The organism is Acuticoccus kalidii (assembly GCF_021556395.1).
Classification (GTDB): domain Bacteria; phylum Pseudomonadota; class Alphaproteobacteria; order Rhizobiales; family Amorphaceae; genus Acuticoccus; species Acuticoccus kalidii.
On sequence record NZ_JAKGCS010000036.1, the window covers coordinates 91,307 to 108,987 of the forward strand.

The 17,681-nt window shown below is 67.0% G+C and carries 18 protein-coding genes; 12 read left to right on the forward strand and 6 right to left on the reverse strand.

All coding sequences use genetic code 11. The features are described 5' to 3' along the window. Nucleotides 1-4: 4 nt before the first annotated feature. The 8 genes from L1787_RS21405 to egtD all read left to right on the forward strand — a co-directional run bounded on the left by L1787_RS21405 (nucleotide 5) and on the right by egtD (nucleotide 8,133). On the forward strand, nucleotides 5-2,365 hold the full coding sequence (locus L1787_RS21405) for a xanthine dehydrogenase family protein molybdopterin-binding subunit (protein ID WP_235711147.1): 2,361 nt from the start codon (nucleotides 5-7) through the stop codon (nucleotides 2,363-2,365). Between the two features lie 120 nt (nucleotides 2,366-2,485). After that, nucleotides 2,486-3,283, forward strand: a complete 798-nt coding sequence (locus tag L1787_RS21410; protein WP_235711148.1) for an FAD binding domain-containing protein — start codon at nucleotides 2,486-2,488, stop codon at nucleotides 3,281-3,283. Next, entirely contained in the window at nucleotides 3,280-3,840 is a 561-nt protein-coding gene (locus L1787_RS21415; protein ID WP_235711149.1) for a prolyl-tRNA synthetase associated domain-containing protein, read from the forward strand. Before L1787_RS21410 ends, L1787_RS21415 begins: the two co-directional genes overlap by 4 nt. Before the next feature lie 198 nt (nucleotides 3,841-4,038). Continuing rightward, nucleotides 4,039-4,977: a thioredoxin gene (gene trxA, locus L1787_RS21420; protein WP_235711150.1), complete on the forward strand. Its 939-nt coding sequence runs from the start codon at nucleotides 4,039-4,041 to the stop codon at nucleotides 4,975-4,977. 17 nt (nucleotides 4,978-4,994) lie between these two features. Then, the gene (locus L1787_RS21425) at nucleotides 4,995-5,675 is read left to right on the forward strand and encodes an LON peptidase substrate-binding domain-containing protein (protein WP_235711151.1); all 681 of its coding nucleotides are present in this window, start codon (nucleotides 4,995-4,997) and stop codon (nucleotides 5,673-5,675) included. Between the two features lie 12 nt (nucleotides 5,676-5,687). Further along, entirely contained in the window at nucleotides 5,688-5,873 is a 186-nt protein-coding gene (locus L1787_RS21430) for a Trm112 family protein (RefSeq protein WP_235711152.1), read from the forward strand. A 43-nt stretch (nucleotides 5,874-5,916) separates the two neighbouring features. Next, on the forward strand, nucleotides 5,917-7,185 hold the full coding sequence (egtB, locus tag L1787_RS21435; RefSeq protein ID WP_235711153.1) for an ergothioneine biosynthesis protein EgtB: 1,269 nt from the start codon (nucleotides 5,917-5,919) through the stop codon (nucleotides 7,183-7,185). After that, entirely contained in the window at nucleotides 7,186-8,133 is a 948-nt protein-coding gene (gene egtD, locus L1787_RS21440) for an L-histidine N(alpha)-methyltransferase (protein ID WP_235711154.1), read from the forward strand. Between the two features lie 47 nt (nucleotides 8,134-8,180). Here the strand turns inward: egtD and L1787_RS21445 are convergent, their stop codons facing one another. After that, on the reverse strand, nucleotides 8,181-8,471 hold the full coding sequence (locus L1787_RS21445) for a YggT family protein (protein ID WP_235711155.1): 291 nt from the start codon (nucleotides 8,469-8,471) through the stop codon (nucleotides 8,181-8,183). A gap of 379 nt (nucleotides 8,472-8,850) precedes the next feature. Between L1787_RS21445 and L1787_RS21450 the strand changes: the two genes are divergently transcribed. From L1787_RS21450 to L1787_RS21460, 3 genes are all read left to right on the forward strand, one after another. Further along, nucleotides 8,851-9,306, forward strand: coding sequence for an acyl-CoA thioesterase (locus L1787_RS21450; protein ID WP_235711156.1), 456 nt, complete (start codon nucleotides 8,851-8,853; stop codon nucleotides 9,304-9,306). A gap of 135 nt (nucleotides 9,307-9,441) precedes the next feature. Beyond that, nucleotides 9,442-10,464, forward strand: a complete 1,023-nt coding sequence (locus tag L1787_RS21455) for an L-idonate 5-dehydrogenase (protein ID WP_235711157.1) — start codon at nucleotides 9,442-9,444, stop codon at nucleotides 10,462-10,464. Nucleotides 10,465-10,506: 42 nt separating this feature from the next. Beyond that, nucleotides 10,507-11,505 (forward strand): DUF1963 domain-containing protein, encoded by a 999-nt coding sequence (locus L1787_RS21460; protein WP_235711158.1) that lies wholly within the window; start codon nucleotides 10,507-10,509, stop codon nucleotides 11,503-11,505. A gap of 70 nt (nucleotides 11,506-11,575) precedes the next feature. Here L1787_RS21460 and pheT read toward each other — a convergent pair whose 3' ends face one another. The 3 genes from pheT to pheS form a co-directional block, all read right to left on the reverse strand. Then, on the reverse strand, nucleotides 11,576-13,987 hold the full coding sequence (pheT, locus tag L1787_RS21465) for a phenylalanine--tRNA ligase subunit beta (protein WP_235711159.1): 2,412 nt from the start codon (nucleotides 13,985-13,987) through the stop codon (nucleotides 11,576-11,578). A gap of 178 nt (nucleotides 13,988-14,165) precedes the next feature. After that, nucleotides 14,166-14,753 (reverse strand): DUF922 domain-containing protein, encoded by a 588-nt coding sequence (locus L1787_RS21470; RefSeq protein WP_235711160.1) that lies wholly within the window; start codon nucleotides 14,751-14,753, stop codon nucleotides 14,166-14,168. Beyond that, on the reverse strand, nucleotides 14,750-15,856 hold the full coding sequence (gene pheS, locus L1787_RS21475; RefSeq protein ID WP_235711161.1) for a phenylalanine--tRNA ligase subunit alpha: 1,107 nt from the start codon (nucleotides 15,854-15,856) through the stop codon (nucleotides 14,750-14,752). Before pheS ends, L1787_RS21470 begins: the two co-directional genes overlap by 4 nt. Before the next feature lie 256 nt (nucleotides 15,857-16,112). On the opposite strand from pheS, the gene L1787_RS21480 reads away from it, so the two are divergent. Next, a complete protein-coding gene (locus L1787_RS21480) occupies nucleotides 16,113-16,766 on the forward strand; it encodes a sterol desaturase family protein (RefSeq protein WP_235711162.1) in 654 nt (217 codons plus the stop codon). Nucleotides 16,767-17,045: 279 nt separating this feature from the next. Here the strand turns inward: L1787_RS21480 and rplT are convergent, their stop codons facing one another. Beyond that, on the reverse strand, nucleotides 17,046-17,429 hold the full coding sequence (gene rplT, locus L1787_RS21485; RefSeq protein ID WP_235711163.1) for a 50S ribosomal protein L20: 384 nt from the start codon (nucleotides 17,427-17,429) through the stop codon (nucleotides 17,046-17,048). A 20-nt stretch (nucleotides 17,430-17,449) separates the two neighbouring features. Beyond that, on the reverse strand, nucleotides 17,450-17,647 hold the full coding sequence (gene rpmI, locus L1787_RS21490; RefSeq protein WP_235711164.1) for a 50S ribosomal protein L35: 198 nt from the start codon (nucleotides 17,645-17,647) through the stop codon (nucleotides 17,450-17,452). Between the last annotated feature and the right edge of the window lie 34 nt (nucleotides 17,648-17,681).

The following is a 17,681-nucleotide window of genomic DNA, read 5'->3' on the forward strand; positions in this document are numbered from 1 at the left end:
TAAGATGGGAGAGGGTATCGGCGCGCGCGTCCTCCGCAAGGAAGACCAGCGCTTCATCACCGGCAAAGGCCGCTATACCGACGACATTTCCGAGCGCGACATGACGCACGGCGTCTTCGTCCGCTCACCGCACGCGCACGCGCGGATCCGCTCGATCGACGCGAGCGAGGCGAAGAACGTGCCCGGTTTCGTGGGCATCGTGACGGGGCAGGACCTCATCGACGGCGCGATCGGCAACATCATCTGCGGTTGGATGATCTATTCCAAGGACGGCAGCGCCATGAAGGCGGCGCCCTGGAAGGTCATGGATCCCGAGATCGTGCGCCATGTCGGCCAGCCGGTCGCCTTCGTGGTGGCCGAGACGCGGGCCGCCGCGGTCGACGCCGCCGAAGCGGTGACCGTCGACTATGAGGAGCTGCCGGCGCTCACCAATTTCCATCATGCGCTCGATCCGGGCGCCGTCGAGGTGCACCCGGAGGCACCCGGCAATCTCATCTGCGACTGGCAGCTCGGCGACGAGGCGGCGACGGACGACGCCTTCGCCAAGGCGGCGCACGTCGTGGAGCTCGATCTCGAGCAGAACCGCCTCGTGCCCAACGCGATCGAGCCGCGCGCGGCGATCGCCTCCTACAACGTGGCCGAGGAGCATTATACGCTCAACACGACGAGCCAGAACCCGCACGTCGCGCGGCTCTGCCTGTCGGCCTTCTACAATGTCGCGCCCGAGCACAAATTGCGGGTCATCGCGCCGGATGTCGGCGGGGGCTTCGGCTCGAAGATCTACATCTATCCCGAGGAGATCACCTGCCTCTTTGCCGCCCGCGTGCTGGAGCGGCCGGTGAAATGGGTGGCCGATCGGTCCGAAAGCTTCCTGACCGATGCGCACGGCCGCGACCATAAGACGAAGGCGAAGCTCGCCCTCGACGCCGATCTCAAATTCACCGGGCTCAAGGTCGAGACGATCGCCAATATCGGCGCCTATATGAGCCTCTTTTCGTCCGCGACGCCGACCTATCTCTATGCGACGCTGCTGTCCGGCCAGTACACGACGCCGAACATCTACTGCAATGTGAAGCTCGTCTATTCGCACACGACGCCGGTGGACGCCTATCGCGGCGCCGGGCGGCCGGAGGCGACCTTCGTGGTGGAGCGCATCGTCGAGGCGGCGGCGCGCAAGCTCGGCGTCGATCCGATCGAGCTGCGCCGGAAGAACTTCATCCGCGAGTTCCCCTATCAGACGCCCGTCCTGATGGCCTACGACCCGACGGACTTCGACGCCCTCGTCGAAAAGGGCCTCGCCCACGCCGATCATGCCGGTTTCCCGGCACGCCGGGCCGAAGCCGAACGGCGCGGCAAGCTCCGCGGCATGGGCTTCTCCTGCTATATCGAAGCGTGCGGGCTCGCGCCGTCGAAGGCGGTCGGCCAGCTCGGCGGCGGAGTCGGCCAGTGGGAATCGGCCGAAGTCCGGGTGAACCCGGTCGGCACGATCGAGATCCTCACTGGCTCCCACAGCCACGGGCAAGGGCACGAGACGACGTTCGCCCAGGTCGTCGCTGATCGCCTCGGCGTGCCGGTCGGCAATGTCGCGATCGTGCACGGCGACACCGACAAGATCCAGTTCGGCATGGGCTCCTACGGCTCGCGCTCCGGTCCGGTCGGGATGGGCGCGATCGCCCGTGCGCTCGACAAGGTGGAGGCCAAGGCGAAGGTGATCGCCGGCCACCTCATGGAGGCCGACCCGTCCGACATCGTGATCGAGAACGGAGAGCTGAAGGTCGCCGGCACCGACAGGAAGCTCGGCTGGCACGAGATGACGCTCGCGGCCTACACCGCGCACAATCTGCCGGACGGCATCGAGCCGGGCCTCACGGAAAAGGCGTTTTACGATCCGGCCAACTTCACCTTCCCGGCGGGCTGCTTCGTCTGCGAGGTGGAGATCGACCCGGACACGGGCATCACCCGCGTCGTGCGGTTCGTGGCGGTCGACGATTTCGGGGTGATCGTGAACCCCAATGTCGTCGAGGGGCAGGTCCATGGCGGGCTTGCGCAGGGGATCGGTCAGGCGCTCTATGAAGGCGCCTATTATGACGATGCCGGCCAGCTCCTGACGGGCTCCTACATGGACTATTGTCTGCCGCGCGCCGACGACCTGCCGTCCTTCTCGCTCGACCATGTCGAGACGCCGAACCCCAACAACCCGCTCGGGGTGAAGGGCTGCGGCGAGGCGGGCGCGATCGGTGCGCCGGCCGCGGTGATCAACGCGGTGACGGACGCTCTGCGGACCGAGGCGATGACGATGCCGGCGACGCCCGAGAAAGTGTGGCGGGCCGTGCAGGCGATGCGCGCGCCGATCGCCGCGGAATAGAGATCGAGGGGCGGCCCGACGCGCCGCCCCTTTCACGAAACGGCCCGCAGCGATGGCGCGCGGGCGGACATTTTCGCCGCAAGGCGGCTGGCGGGACGCCGGACAGGAGCGAGACGGGACATGTACGCAACGAACTATGCCAAGGCGACGAGCCTCGAGGACGCGGTCGCCAAGCTGAAATCGTCCGAGGACGGCAAGTTTCTGGGCGGTGGGCAGACGCTGCTCGCGACGATGAAGCAGCGCCTCGCCGCCCCGACCGACATCATCGACGTGACGAAGATCCCCGAGCTTCAGGGGATCAGCGTCGAGGGCGGCAAAGTCGTGATCGGCGCCGCGACGACGCACTCGCAGGTCGCCGCGTCGAAGGAGATCGCGAGCGCGATCCCGGCGCTTGCCGAACTCGCCGGCACGATCGGCGATCCGGCGGTGCGCAATATGGGCACGATGGGCGGCGTACTCGCCAACAACGACCCGGCGGCCGACTATCCGGCCGCGGCCCTCGCGCTAGACGCCACGATCATGACGACGCGGGGCGAGCACGCGGCGGCGGACTATTTCACCGGCATCTTCGAGACCGCGCTCGAAGAGGACGAGATCATCACCAAGATCGCCTATACGATCCCGAAAAAGGCGGCTTACGAGAAGTTCCGCAACCCGGCCTCGCGCTATTCGCTGTGCTCGGTGTTCGTGGCCCTGCTCGACGATGGTCCGCGCGTCACCGTGACGGGTTCGGGCAATGACGGCGTCTTCCGCGTCACCGAGATGGAAGAGGCGCTGAAGGCCAACTGGTCGCCCGACGCGGTGCGCTCCATCGCGATCGACCCGGCGACGATGCTGGCCGACATTCACGGCTCGGCCGAATATCGCGCGCACCTCGTCCCGGTGCTCGCGGCGCGCGCGGTGGCCAAGGCCGGGTGAGCGTCGAAACCGACACCGGCGCGGGCGGCGAGACCGCCCCGCCCGCACCGCGCGGCTTCGAGCGTCTCGACGAAGCCTTCGCGGTGCTCGGCATCGACGTCGAGACGATCGAGCACGAGGCCGCCTATACGGTGGAGCAGGCCAAGGATCTGCGTGGCACGATCGACGGCCTCCACACCAAGAACCTCTTCTTGAAGGACAAGAAGGGCAGCCTCTTCCTCGTCACCGCGCCCGAGGCGAAGCCGGTGGACCTCAAGCGGCTCCATGCGGTGATCGGCGCGAAGGGGCGGCTGAGCTTCGCCTCGGCCGAATTGATGGGCCGCCATCTCGGCGTGACGCCGGGGTCGGTGACGCCGCTCGCCCTCATCAATGACGACGAGAGGGCCGTCACCTTCATCGTCGACACGGCGCTCGACGCCGCGGCGCTGATCAACGTCCACCCGCTTCGCAACACGGCGACCGTCACCCTCCCGCGCGAGGCGTTTTTCGCCTTCCTCGACCATGTCGGCCATTCGCCGCAGGTGATGGAATTGCCGGAACCGCCCGCGACCGAGTGATGCCCGGTCTCGCAATGTGGACCGGGACTTCCCAACTTTAGACAAAGGCCGCGAGACACGACGCCTTCGGTTGGGCCATGATGGCCCTGACGAAGCGTCGCCTGGCGGCGTTGGCGGTTGCCTTGCCCTGGGCAACTCCTATTCCTATGGCACAAGCCCGTGGCGCATCGCGGGCGAGAAGACGAGCAGAGAGACCGTATGAGCACCCTTCTGGGTCCCGGGGGCGAGGCGATCTCGTCCACCCCGAACACCGCGGCGACGGACGCCCCGTCCGGCGATGTGATCGAAACCACGACGCAGACATTCGCGCGGGACGTCCTCGAGGCTTCGCGCGACATGGTCGTCCTCGTGGACTTCTGGGCGCCTTGGTGCGGCCCGTGCAAGCAACTCGCGCCCGTTCTCGAAAAGACCGTGAAGGCGTTCGCCGGATCGGTGCGGCTCGTGAAGATGAACATCGACGATCATCCGGAGATCGCCGGCCAGCTCGGCATCCGCTCGATCCCGGCGGTTATCGCCTTCCGTCAGGGCCAGCCGATGGACGGCTTCATGGGCGCCCAGACGGAGCAGCAGATCCGCACCTTCATCGAGCGTGTCGCCGGCCCCGCGACCGACGGCGTCGCAGAGCTGCTCGCCGAGGCCGATCAGGCGCGCGCCGCCGGTGCGCACGAGCAGGCGATGATGCTCTATGGCGAAGTGCTCCAGCGCGACCAGGAGAACGTCCAGGCGATCGCCGGGCTCGGTATGGTCAGCATCGAGGCCGGCAATCTCGAAGGCGCGAAGGAAATGTTCGGCTCGCTCCCCGAGCCGATGAAGAAAGAGCCGCCGATCCAGGCGCTCGAGGCCGCGATCCGTCTCGCCGAACAGGGCGCGACGCTCGGCGAAGCGGCGCAGCTCGAAGCCGCGGTCGCGGCGGATCCAAACGACTTCCAGGCGCGTTTCGATTATGCCGTCGCGCTCGCCGCGGAAGGGGATCGGAAAGCCGCCGTCGATCAGCTCGTCGAGATCATGCGCCGCGATCGTGAGTGGAACGAAGGCGCCGCGCAGAAGGAGCTGATCAACTTCTTCGATGCGTGGGGGCCGGCCGATCCCGCCACCGCCGCGGGACGGCGCAAGATGGCATCGATACTTTTCGCTTGATCGATCGGGGGACGGACATGCGTATCGGCAACGCGAATTATGACAGCGTTACGGACTTGCCGTCTTCCGTGCCCGTCTTCCCGCTGTCGGGCGCGCTGCTCCTGCCGCGCGCCCACCTGCCGCTCAACATCTTCGAGCCGCGTTATATCGCGATGATCGACGATGCGATGGCCGGCGATCGTCTGATCGGCATGGTGCAGCCGCGCTTCGACGACGAGGCGGACCTCGTGGACGACGACATGCCGGATCTGTGCGATGTCGGCGCGCTCGGCCGCATCGTGTCGCTGCAGGAGAGCGGGGACGGACGGTATCTCATTCAGCTCGGCGGGGTTTGCCGGTTCGAGATCGTCGAGGAGGCGCAGACGGGTCTGCCCTATCGCCGCTGCCGGATCTCGGCCGAGCGGTTCGCCGCCGACCTCACCCTCGGCTCGGACGAAAGCGCGATCGATCGTGATGCGCTGATCCGCGCCTTCCAGAACTATCTTGACGCCAACCACCTCGAAGCGGATTGGAAGAGCGTCCGCTCGGCCTCCAACGAGGCGCTCGTCAACACGCTCGCGATGATGAGCCCCTACGGGCCGGCGGAGAAGCAGGCGCTTCTCGAAGCGCCGAACCTTGCCTCTCGCGCCGAGACGCTGGTGGCGATCACCGAAGTGGAGCTTGCCCGACAGGCGAGCGACAAGCCGATACTGAATTAGGAGACGACGGCCATGGCCGAAGATCGCAAGGTGGATCCCAAGCTCCTCGAGCTGCTGGTCTGCCCGGTGACGAAATCGACGCTGCGTTTCGACGCGGCGAACAACGAGCTGGTCAGCGACGAGGCGAAGCTCGCCTATCCGATCCGCGACGGGATCCCGATCATGATCCCCGACGAGGCGCGTGCCCTGGATCAATAGAGCGCGACGCCCTACCTCCCACTGGTTCGACCGGAGGAGGCACATGAGACTGACCAAAGCCGATCGCGCGCCCAAAGGCATTGCGGCGCTGTTTGCGCGAACGAGAGCGCGGACGGGCGAACTCGCCTCCCGCCTCTCCCCCGAGGATATGGTCGTGCAATCGATGCCCGACGCCTCGCCGGCGAAGTGGCACCTCGCGCACACCACCTGGTTCTTCGAGACCTTCGTCCTGAAGCCCTACGAGGCGGGCTTCCGCCTCTATGACGAGCGCTTCCCGCACTGCTTCAACTCCTATTATGCGCAAGCCGGCACACGTCACGCACGGCCGATGCGGGGGATGCTCACGCGGCCTTCGGCGGCCGAAGTGCTCGCCTATCGCGAGGCGGTCGAGGAGCGGGTCGCGGCGCTGATCGCCGATCCGCCGGCGGAGCATCGCGCGGAGATCGAGCGGCGCGTGGAGCTCGGCTGTCATCATGAGATGCAGCATCAGGAGCTGCTCCTCACCGACATTCTCCACGCCTTTTCGCTGAGTCCGCTGGAGCCGGCCTATCTCGCGCCGGCGCCGATCGTGGTGAACCCCGATCTCGGCGCGGCCGACTGGCATTCCTTCGAAGGCGGCATCGTGCCGATCGGAACGGAGGAGCGGTTCTCGTTCGACAATGAGGGCCCGCGGCACGATGCGCTGGTGCATCCCTTCCGCATCGCGGGCCGTCTCGTGACGGCCGGCGAGTGGGCCGCCTTCATCGCCGATGGCGGCTATGAGACCGAGACGCTGTGGCTCTCGGACGGCTGGGGCGCCGTGCAGCGCGAAGGGTGGACGGCGCCAATGTACTGGCGTCACGAAGACGGCGCCTGGTGGACCTTCAGCCTACGCGGGCCGCAGCTCGTCGACATGACGGCGCCGGTCCACCATGTCAGCTATTATGAGGCCGACGCGTTCGCCCGCTGGGCGGGCAAGCGTCTCCCGAGCGAATTCGAGTGGGAGCTCGCGAGCGCCGACGCCGTCGATGACGGCCATTATCTCGATGGCGGCTTCCTGCGCCCGCGGCCGACGGAGACGCCGGCGGGGCTTCGCCAGATGGCCGGCGAGGTCTGGCAATGGACGCAATCGTCCTACGCGCCCTATCCGGGCTTCCGCCCGGTCGACGGCGCGCTCGGCGAGTACAACGGCAAATTCATGGTCAGCCAATATGTGCTGCGCGGCGCGTCCTTCGGCACGGCGCGCGACCATGTCCGCCCGACCTACCGAAACTTCTTCCATCCGCATCTCCGTTGGCAGTTCGCCGGACTGCGGCTTGCAGAGGATCTCTAAGTGGACCTACCCGGACCCGATATCGCGCTTCAGAACTCCCCGTTTGCGCGCGACGTCCTCACCGGCCTCGGCACGAGCCCCAAGGCGATCGAGCCGCGTTGGCTCTACGACACCGTCGGCGCCAAGCTGTTCGAGGCGATCACCACGCTCGACCACTATTATGTGACGCGCACCGAGCTCGCGCTGATCGCGGAGGCGGCGAACGACATCGCCTTCACGCTCGGCGAAGGGGTGACGATCGTGGAGCCGGGGAGCGGGGAGGCGCTCAAGGTGCGCCCATTGCTCGACGCTCTCGGCGTCAATGCGGCGGGCTATGTCCCGATCGACATCGCGGCGGACCAGTTGAAGGCCGTCGCCTCCGAGCTCGGCGCTCTCTACCCGCAACTCGCGGTCACGCCGGTCGCGGCGGACTTCTTCAACCCGTTCACGATGCCCCACGTCGACAATGCGGTGGTGTTCTTTCCGGGATCGACCATCGGCAACATGCAGCCGGAGGCGGCGCGCACGTTCTTGATGCGCCTGCGCCAATCGACGGGCGCCTCGCGCGTCCTGATCGGTTTCGATCTGGTGAAGGATCGCCGCGTCCTTCTCGACGCCTATGACGACCCGGCGGGCGTGACGGCGGCATTCGCGAAGAATCTGCTGCAGCGGATCAATCGCGAGCTGGACGGCACGTTCGATCTCTCCCGCTTCGCCTACAGCGCCCACTATGACGAGGTGGAGCAGCGGGTGGTGATGGGCCTGCGTTCGTTGGAACGGCAGAGCGTCACCGTCGCGGGCCGCAGCTTCGGGTTTGCGGACGGAGAGGTGATTCACACCGAGGACAGCCGCAAATTCACCGTCCCCGGCTTTGCCGCCTTCGCGCGCACCGCGGGTCTCGAAGAGGTCGAGACATGGACGGACGCGAAGGACTATTTCGCGCTGATGCTGCTCGACGCCAAAGGCTGAGCGGCTGCCGCGTCGCTACGCGCCGCCGGGATGGCGGCGCGGTCGCTCTAGACAAGCATCGGGCCGAAATTGTTCACGATCAGAACCTGCAGGAAATAGATCCCGAGGAGCAGGACGATCGGCGACAGGTCGAGCCCGCCGAGATCGGGCAGGACATTGCGGATCGGGCGCAACAAAGGTTCGGTCAATTTATAAAGCGTGCTGCCGATCATCGCGACGAACTGGTTGCGCGGATTGACCACGTTGAAGGCATAAAGCCACGAGAAGACCGCCGACGCGATGACGACCCATTGATACAGATTGAGGATGACGAGGATCAGATTCAGAATTGAGGCCATGGGGCGCCTTTGGACATTTCGCTAGAGCTGTGCCGGATGGCGGGACTCACCGGATCCGGCGACGACAGCTTGCATTCAAAAACGTTAGAACATCTGATCCGGGCCTGAGAAGGCCCAGGACGTTCTGGCGCATCGCCCAACCCGTCAAACAGACGGACCGGACCGACCCCTGCGCCGGGGCGAGTCGGCCGCGAATTTCCCGCGGCGAGGTCGCCATTTCGGAAAACGCGCTTCGTAACTAGCGATGGCCACGCGCCCTCGCAAGCAATCGTCACATGTCGCTCGCCAGGTGGGCGAGGTTGACGCAATCTGGAGAGGGGCAAGACGCCGCAGCCTCCATCCTCGATCCCCTCCTCCGTGGCGAACCGTTCGAGAGACGATGGCCGACCGACCGACACGCAGCGACTACAAGACCTTCCGCACCATCACGACCCGCTGGATGGATAACGACATCTACGGGCACATGAACAATGTCGTGCACTATTCCCTGTTCGACACGGCGGTGAACGGCTTCTTGATCGAAGCCGGCGTGCTCGACCCACACGGCGGGCCGCAGATCGGCCTCGTGGTGGAGACCGGCTGCCGTTATTTCGCGCCGATCGCTTTCCCGGATCTGGTGACGGCCGGAATTCGCGTCGCACGGATCGGCACATCGTCGGTGCGCTACGAGGTCGGGCTCTTCCGCAACGCGGAGGAGGCCGCGCTCGCCGAGGGGCATTTCGTGCACGTCTATGTCGATCGGGAGAGCCGGCGGCCGACCCCGCTCGCCCCGCCGCTGCGCGCGGCACTCGAACGGGTCGCGGTCGACGCCCGGACCGAGGGCGAGGCGGGGTAGAACGGCGCGTCCGCTGCGCTGGCGGACCGGCTTTTTCCGCGCGATCGATTCCAATTGGCCAGCACGTGTTCTAACGATGAGGCGACAAGAAAAGACGCGCCGCGGGCCCACCCGGCGCAATGAGGAAACCCGCCCATGCGTGCCATTATCGCCCACGCCGCCAAGGATCTTCGGATCGGCGAGATCGACCCTTGCGCCGCGCCCGGCCCCGGCGAGGTCGCGGTGCGGCTCAAGGTCGGCGGCATCTGCGGCTCGGACCTTCATTATTATCTCCATGGCGGTTTCGGCACCGTTCGCATCAAGGAGCCGATGATCCTCGGCCACGAGGTCGCCGGCGAGATCGCGGCCATCGGCGACGGCGTGGCCGGGCTCGAGGTCGGGATGCCGGTCGCGGTGAACCCCTCGCGCCCCTGTCGGCGTTGCCGGCAGTGCACGCGCGGGCGGGCCAATCTCTGCCCCGAGGTGATCTTCAACGGCAGCGCAATGCGCTTTCCCCACGTTCAGGGCCTCTTTCGCGAGTCGGTGGTGGTGCCGGCGGCGCTGGCCGTGCCGGTCTCGTGCACCCTGTCGCAGGCGGCGATGATCGAGCCCTTCTCGGTGGCGCTCCATGCGGTGAGCCGCGCGCCCTCGCTTCTCGGCGCCGATGTGTTGATCTCCGGCGCCGGGCCGATCGGCTGCCTCGTCGCGATCGCGGCGAAGCTCGCGGGCGCCCGCGCCATCACCATGACCGACATCGCCGAGCCGCCGCTCGCGATCGCCCGCACCGTCGGCGCCGACGAGACGGTGGACGCGCGCGACGTCGAAGCGCTCGAGGCGATGCGCGACCGGTTCGACGTTGCGTTCGACTGCTCGGGGGCGGCGGCGGCGCTCGAAGCGGCGTTCGGGATGATCGGGCCGGGCGGAACGCTGGTCGTCGTCGGCAATGGAGGCGATCCGCAAATGCCGACCTCCCGCGTCGTGGCGCGCGAGATCGAGGTGCGCGGCAGCTTCCGGTTCGATGGCGAGTTCGCGCTCGCCGCGCGACTCCTGTCGAGCGGGCGGGTCGACCTCTCCCCGCTGGTGACGGCGACTCGGCCCCTCGCCGACGCCGTCGCCGCCTTCGACCTCGCGAGCGACAAAGCGCGCTCGATGAAGGTGCAGCTCGACCTCGCCGCCTGAGGCGGCCTTCCGCGAGGATCAGGCAGGGGGCGGGCGTCCGAAATGAACTTCGCCGATCATGACGCGCTTCGCGATTCGCTCGCCGCGGCGGGCCTTCGGATCGAGGCGGGGCGGATCATCGCCCATGCGCGGCCGGTGATCGCCTTCGCCCGGCGACACGTTGCGGCCGGCATGGTGCCGTTCGCGGCGTCGCGCCTCGCCGGTGACCCGGATCTTGCCGATCCGTCGGTCTGGCCGTCCCGCCCGCCGGCGCCCGATCTCGCCGACGCCCAGCGCCGCGTGAAGCTGCGCTATGCGCAGTGGTTCGGGGACAACCCGTCGCTGCTCGCCTCCATGAACGATCGCGCCGATGCCGCGATCGCCGCGCTTTCAAAGTCGATGCCGCTCAATTTCGTGGGGCAGCTCAATTTCGAGACGCTCGGCGCCGAGCCCGGCTTCGATCCCGCCCTGCCGCGGCACGGAATGCTGTCGATCTTCAATGAGCCCTTCGATTTCACCGGCGCCTATACGCGGTTTCTCTATCGCGAGGACGCCGGGGCCGGCGAAACCGTGCCGTTTCCAGAGGCGCTCGCCGCTCTTTCCGATGCGACGAGCGGGGAGGGGGCCTTCGCCGATCGGTCGTTTGTGGGCGCGCTCCATCCGATCTCCGGCGTGAGCGTGCCGGAGCATTTCATGATCGGCGGCGTTTCGGATCCGCGGCTCGCTGGCTGGGTGATCGAGCCGACCCATGAACTGACATGGGATCAGGCCGATCCGATGCTGTCGGAGTGGTTCGGCGATCAGCTCGGCGGTTGGCCGCAAAATATTCAGGGGCGGAACGCCGAGGACGATGCGGCCGCCACCTACGGCGTTCCGGGAGTCTCCGCCTATGGGAGAACCCCGCTCTTTCACCTCTTCTCCTATGGAGGGGAGGCCTATACCGACACGCGCTCGCTGCTCCGCGAGAGCGATGGGGACGGAAATATCTACCTATTCGTCCTTGCCGAGGCGCTGGCCCGGCGCGATTTCGGCCGGGTTTTCGATACCGTGCAGATGACCTGACGGGCTCGGCCGGAGCCGGCGCGGGAGGCCGAGACCTCCGACGCCGCGCGCCAATTTCAGCCGCCGCGCCTCAGCCGCGCAGTGTCGCGCCGGTCGCCTTCGTCACCGCGGCGACGACCGCCGAGGACACCGCGTCGATATCCTCGTCCGTCAGCGTGCGTTCGGCGGGTTGCAATGTCACCTCGACCGCGACGGACTTTTGCCCCTCCGGCACGCCTTGCCCGCGATAGACGTCGAACACCGTCACGTCGGTGATGAGATCCTTGCGGGCGCCCTTGGCGGCGCGGGTGATGGCGCGAGCGTCCGTCTCGTCGGCGACGAGGAAGGCGAAGTCGCGCCGGACCGGCATCAGGTCGGAGGCGGAGAAGGCGGGCTTCTTCGTCGCCTTGCGGCGCGGCTCCGGGACGGTCTCGAGGGTGAGCTCGAACGCGACGAGGCGCTCGGGCGCGTCCATCGCCGTCAGCAATGCGGGGTGCAGCTCGCCGAAATGGCCGAGAATCTTGGGGCCGAGGCGCAGCGTGCCCGATCGGCCGGGATGGTAGTGGCCGGGCGCGTCGCGAGTGACCTCCGCCTTGTCGGCCGGACCGCCGATCGCGGTGAGGGCGGCGAGGAGATCGGCCTTCGCGTCGAACACGTCGGCGGCGGCGCCGGGGTGGGACCAATGACGGCCGACCGCGTTCGGGCGGTTCTTGCCCTGGCGAACGCCCGAGGCGGACGTCGTCTGATCGTCCGGCTCGTCGCCGGCGAAGACCTGGCCGACCTCGAACAAAGCGACGTCGGGATGGCCGCGATTGACGTTGCGGGTCACGGCGCGGACGAGGCCGGGCAGCAGGCTCGGCCGCATGTCGGACAGCGCCTCCGCGATCGGGTTCGCGAGGGCGATCGCGGCGGACCCGCCGCCGAAGGCCGTCGCGTCCTCATGGCTCACGAACGACCAGGTGACGGCCTCGACCATCCCGCGCGCGGCGAGCGCCCGGCGGGTGGTGGAGACTCGGTTCTGAAGTGTCGTCAGGACGCGCGGGGCGACGGCGCCGGGCCGGTCCATCGGCGTCGGCGCGACATCGTCGATCCCCACGATGCGCACGACCTCCTCGACGAGATCGGCCTTGCCTTCGACGTCGGCGCGCCATGTCGGCGTCGTCACCGACCAGGGCGACGTGCTCCGGTCGACGGTGAAGCCGAGCTTGACGAGCACCGCTTCGGCCGTGTCTTCGGCGACATCGAGACCGGAGAGGCGCTTGATCTCGGACGGGGGGAAGGCGATCGTCCGCGTGCCGTCCGGGACGGCGCCGGCGAGGGTGATCGGGCCGGCCGTTCCACCGCACAGATCGAGGATCATGCGCACCGCGGCTTCGAGGCCGGGCACGGTGAAGGCCGGATCGATGCCGCGCTCGAAGCGATGGCGGGCGTCGGAATTGAGGCCGAGCGCGCGCCCCGTGCGGGCGATATTGTAAGGATCCCAGAGGGCGGACTCGACGAGAACGCGGGTGGTCGCGTCGGTCGAGCCGGAGGCTTCGCCGCCCATCACGCCGGCGAGCGACTCGACGCCCTTGTCATCGCCGATGACCACGACCGACGGGTCGAGCGTATAGGTCCGCCCATCGAGCGCCTCGATCGTCTCGCCATCCTTCGCCATGCGGACGGTGAGGCTGCCGGTCACGCTGTCGGCGTCGAACACGTGGAGCGGGCGGTCGAGGTCGTAGGTGAGATAATTGGTGACGTCGACGAGGCGGTTGATCGGGCGCAGGCCGATCGCCTTCAGGCGCTTTTTCAGCCAATCCGGCGACGGGCCGTTCTCGACTCCCTCGATGAGGCAGAGCGCGAAGGCGGGGCAGAGCGCGTCGTCCGGCACGTCGAGCGTGACGGTGGGGGTCGCGACGTCGTCCGAATGGGGGACGGCGGGGTCGGCGAGCGGCTTCAGCGTGCCGAGCCCGGCGGCGGCGAGATCGCGCGCGATGCCGCGGACGCCGAGACAGTCCGCCCGGTTGGGGGTGAGGCCGATTTCGATCACCGGATCGTCGATCCGCGCCCACTCGACATAGGGCGTGCCGACCGGCGCATCCTGCGGAAGGTCGACGATGCCGTCATGATCCTCGGACAGACCCATCTCGCGCTCGGAGAGCATCATGCCGTGGCTCTCGACGCCGCGGATCGAGCCGACCGACAGGTCGACGCCGGTGCCCGGAATGTGCGTGCCGGGCGCGGCGAAGACGCCGACGAGCCCCTCGCGCGCGTTGGGCGCACCGCAGACGACCTGCAGCGCGGTGCCGTCGCCGGGATCGACCGTCAGGACGCGCAGACGGTCGGCGTTCGGATGCTGGATCGCCGAGGTGACGCGCGCGATGCGGAAGGGGGCGAGCGCGGCCGCGGGATCCTCGATCCCCTCGACCTCGAGGCCGATGGCGGTGAGACGTTCGGTGATCTCGTCGATCGACGCCTCGGTCGCGAGATGGTCCTTCAGCCAGGACAGTGTGAACTTCATGACGAGACTTTAGACTTCCAACATTCGGGGCGCGGGCGATCCGGTCGACCTGCAAGAAACAGAACGGTTCGCAATGCGCAAGTGTGTGCCATAGGCGGGTTTTGCGAGAGGCGCGTGCCGCCGCGGATGAGTGAGCGGGCGGGACCGGCCGCGACCCTCGCCGAGGGCGAGGCCGCCCTTACGTCCCGATCGAGTAGCCGTATTGGCGCAGATAGCGACGGAAGCGGGGCGCGTCCGTCTCGTCGAAGCGGGTCTGCTCCTCGACGTGCGCGGCGGCGATCGGCGCGATCAGCTGTTCCATCTTCGCTTCGAGCGCCTCGCAGGTCGGTGCGGAGGCCTGCTTGTAGGCCGCTTCGAGCTGGCGGGCGTATTTCTGGCTGATCTTGATGTGCCCGGCCTCGTGGATCAGCGCGTACTGGCTGATGATGTCCCACTTGGCCTGGAGGTCCGGCGAGGCGGTCTCGCGTTGGCGCCATTCGGGCAGGATCACTTCCGAGCGCAGGCCGACCCGGCCCTTTCGCGTATAGCGGCAGCGACTGCCGATCTGCTCCGGCTCGAAATTGTGCAGGAAGGTGGTCTCGACCGCCGCGAACGCCCGGCCATGAAGACCGGGCACCGCGGGGCCGTGAACCGACAAAGAGCGTTCCAGCGAGGAAAGCGACGTGCCGGTGACCTTATAGGTTCGCACGCTGACATCCGTCGGCGGTGTTGCGATGCAGCTCGCGAGCGCGAAGACGATTGAAAGCGCGAGAACGCGTTTGATCACCTAGAGAGACCTCCTCCGAGGGATGGACGGTCGAGCGGCTGGAAGCCGTAATGCTTGAGCCAGCGCACGTCCGCTTCGAAGAATGCCCGAAGATCCGGCATTCCGTACTTCAACATTGCGATACGATCGATGCCCATGCCCCAGGCGAAGCCCTGGTATTTGTCCGGGTCGATCCCGCAATTGCGCAGAACGTTCGGATGAACCATCCCGGAGCCGAGGATCTCCAGCCAATCGTCGCCGGTGCCGAGCTCGATCCCGTCGGCGGATCGCTTGCAGCGGATGTCGACCTCGTAAGACGGTTCGGTGAACGGGAAGTAGGAGGGGCGGAAGCGCATCGCCGCGTCCTCCACCTCGAAGAAGGCCTTGCAGAATTCCGTCAGCACCCACTTCAGGTGGCCGATATGGGCCGTCTCGTCGATGACGAGGCCTTCGACCTGGTGGAACATCGGCGTGTGCGTCTGATCGGAATCGCAGCGATAGGTGCGGCCGGGCGCGATGATGCGGATCGGCGGCTTCTGCTGCAGCATCGTGCGGATCTGCACCGGCGAAGTGTGGGTGCGCAGGAGTCGACGCGTTCCGTCCGCCCGCTCGGGCAGGAAGAAGGTGTCGTGCATGTCCCGCGCGGGGTGTCCCTCGGGGAAGTTCAGCTTGGTGAAGTTGAGATCGTCGGTCTCGATATCGGGCCCTTCGGCGATCGAGAAGCCGAGATCGGCGAAAATCGCGACGAGCTCGTCCATCACCTGGCTGATCGGGTGGATCCGGCCGGCGACGATGTCGGCCGCCTGCGGGTCGAGCGTGACGTCGACGCTCTCGCTGGCGAGCTGGCGGGTGAGGGCTTCGGCGACGAGCGTCTCGCGGCGGGCGGCGATCTCGTCGGTGATGCGGGCCTTGAGGCCGTTCAGCGCCGGACCCATGGTGCGCCGCTCGTCGGGGCTCATCTTGCCGAGCGTCTTCATCCGCTCGGCGACGGTGCCCTTCTTGCCGAGCGCGGCGACGCGCACGGTTTCGAGCGCCGCCTCGTCGGCCGCGGTCTCGATCTCGGCGGTGATGGCCGCCTCGAGTTGGGCCAAATCGTCCGGCAGCGGGGTGGGCGCCACGTCCATGTCTTTCGATCCTAACTTTGGTCAGACTCTATCAAACCGCACCCTGTAGAGAAGGTGCCGCCCTCGTCACGTCGGCGTGCAGCGGCCGTTTGATGCACCAGCCGTGGCGAAAGCGCTACAGGCCAAGCGAGGTAGGTTGCAGTTCGATCGGCTTTCTACAATAAGAGAGAACTCGAGGGCCAAATAAACGTGCACCGCCGTGTGGACGCGACGATGCCTGACAGCTCAGCCGGGCGCCCTGTCGATGGAGTGAGCGATGACGAGTGATGCCACCGCGTTCGAGCCGGATGTCGCCGCTGCGGGAAGCAAGCCCCCGACGCCGATCAGCATCATCGGCATGTCTGGTTTGCGTGACATCATCATCGTCTCGACCTCGCTCGCGCTGCTCTACGCCCTCGTCGCCCTGATCTGGAGCGGCTCGCCGCTGATGGTACTCGGCGTGGTCGCGCTCGGCCTCTTCTACTGGACCTTCCTCGAGTACATCCTGCACCGCTGGATGCTGCACTGGGAGCCGGAGAAGAAGCACTATAAATTGATCCGCAAGTGCTTTCCCTCGCATCGGTCGCACCACAACGATCCGATGAAGGAGCGCATGAACATCATGCTGCAGCTCAAGATCACCGTGTATCTGTCGGTGGTCTATACGGCCTTCATGTGGGTGATCGGCGTGCCGCTGCCGGTGACGCTGGCGCTGAATGCCGGCGTGCTGCTCGGCTATCAGGCCTACGAATACGTGCACGTCGCCTGCCATCATCTGCCGATGCGCAACGCCTGGGCGGCGCGGCTGAAGCGGCACCACGCGATCCACCACCATCGGGACGAGACGGCGAATTTCGGCGTGACGACCACGATCTGGGATTCGGTGTTCCGCACCACCTGGAAGCCCGCAAAGGCGCGCCAAGCGGCCTGATCGGCCGCAGCGCGTTGGGCGCCGGGCACCGCACACGGCCCCGGCGCGCCTGGCGGCGGCGTCTGGCGACACGTTCCCTCACATCGGCTAAGGCGAAGGTGGCCGGCCCGACGGCCACTTACGCAACACCCAATTCTACGAGAGCGACGATCCGCGGGAAAGGTCCGGTCCGGCGCGCTTCGGCAGCGTCAAGCCGGGCGTGGCTCACTCTGTCCGGAAGGCAATAAAAAAGGCGGGGCCGCGCGGCACCCGCCTTTTCGCAATTCGCAGAAGCCGCGATTACGCGGCAGCCGTGCCCTGAAGCTCGGCGGGGAGGGCGGCGCGGGCCTGCTCCACGATCGCCGCGAAGGCCGCGGGCTCGTGGATCGCGAGGTCGGCGAGCACCTTACGGTCGACCTCGATGCCGGCCTTGTTGAGGCCGTCGATCAGGCGGGCGTAGGTGAGGCCGAGCGGGCGAACGCCGGCGTTGATCCGCTGGATCCAGAGCGCACGGAAATTGCGCTTCTTCACCTTGCGGTCGCGATAGGCGTACTGGTTCGCCTTCTCGACGGCCTGCTTGGCGACGCGGATCGTGTTCTTGCGGCGGCCATAATAGCCTTTGGCCTGCTTCAGAACCTTCTTGTGCTTGGCGTGGGCGGTGACGCCGCGTTTAACGCGAGACATCTGTCAGCTCTCCTTCAGGCTCAGGCGTAGGGCATGAACGACTTGACGATCTTCTCGTCCTGCTTGGACAAGACCGTCGTGCCGCGGGCTTGGCGGATGAACTTCGTCGTCCGCTTGATCATGCCGTGCCGCTTGCCAGCCTGGGCGACCTTGACCCGACCTTTGGCGGTGATCTTGAAGCGCTTTTTGGCGCCCGATTTGGTCTTCATCTTGGGCATTTCAATCTCCGGTTCGTCAGGCGGTCGCCGCGGC

What these genes read in the sequence shown, in the direction of transcription:
- L1787_RS21405 (WP_235711147.1), top strand. Translation starts at nt 5, where the DNA reads ATGGGAGAGGGTATCGGCGCGCGCGTCCTCCGCAAGGAAGACCAGCGC.
- trxA (WP_235711150.1), top strand. Translation starts at nt 4,039, where the DNA reads ATGAGCACCCTTCTGGGTCCCGGGGGCGAGGCGATCTCGTCCACCCCG.
- L1787_RS21460 (WP_235711158.1), top strand. Translation starts at nt 10,507, where the DNA reads ATGAACTTCGCCGATCATGACGCGCTTCGCGATTCGCTCGCCGCGGCG.
- L1787_RS21480 (WP_235711162.1), top strand. Translation starts at nt 16,113, where the DNA reads ATGACGAGTGATGCCACCGCGTTCGAGCCGGATGTCGCCGCTGCGGGA.
- L1787_RS21410 (WP_235711148.1), top strand. Translation starts at nt 2,486, where the DNA reads ATGTACGCAACGAACTATGCCAAGGCGACGAGCCTCGAGGACGCGGTC.
- L1787_RS21425 (WP_235711151.1), top strand. Translation starts at nt 4,995, where the DNA reads ATGCGTATCGGCAACGCGAATTATGACAGCGTTACGGACTTGCCGTCT.
- L1787_RS21455 (WP_235711157.1), top strand. Translation starts at nt 9,442, where the DNA reads ATGCGTGCCATTATCGCCCACGCCGCCAAGGATCTTCGGATCGGCGAG.
- pheS (WP_235711161.1), bottom strand. Translation starts at nt 15,856, where the DNA reads ATGGACGTGGCGCCCACCCCGCTGCCGGACGATTTGGCCCAACTCGAG.
- pheT (WP_235711159.1), bottom strand. Translation starts at nt 13,987, where the DNA reads ATGAAGTTCACACTGTCCTGGCTGAAGGACCATCTCGCGACCGAGGCG.
- L1787_RS21450 (WP_235711156.1), top strand. Translation starts at nt 8,851, where the DNA reads ATGGCCGACCGACCGACACGCAGCGACTACAAGACCTTCCGCACCATC.
- rpmI (WP_235711164.1), bottom strand. Translation starts at nt 17,647, where the DNA reads ATGCCCAAGATGAAGACCAAATCGGGCGCCAAAAAGCGCTTCAAGATC.
- rplT (WP_235711163.1), bottom strand. Translation starts at nt 17,429, where the DNA reads ATGTCTCGCGTTAAACGCGGCGTCACCGCCCACGCCAAGCACAAGAAG.
- egtB (WP_235711153.1), top strand. Translation starts at nt 5,917, where the DNA reads ATGAGACTGACCAAAGCCGATCGCGCGCCCAAAGGCATTGCGGCGCTG.
- L1787_RS21430 (WP_235711152.1), top strand. Translation starts at nt 5,688, where the DNA reads ATGGCCGAAGATCGCAAGGTGGATCCCAAGCTCCTCGAGCTGCTGGTC.
- L1787_RS21445 (WP_235711155.1), bottom strand. Translation starts at nt 8,471, where the DNA reads ATGGCCTCAATTCTGAATCTGATCCTCGTCATCCTCAATCTGTATCAA.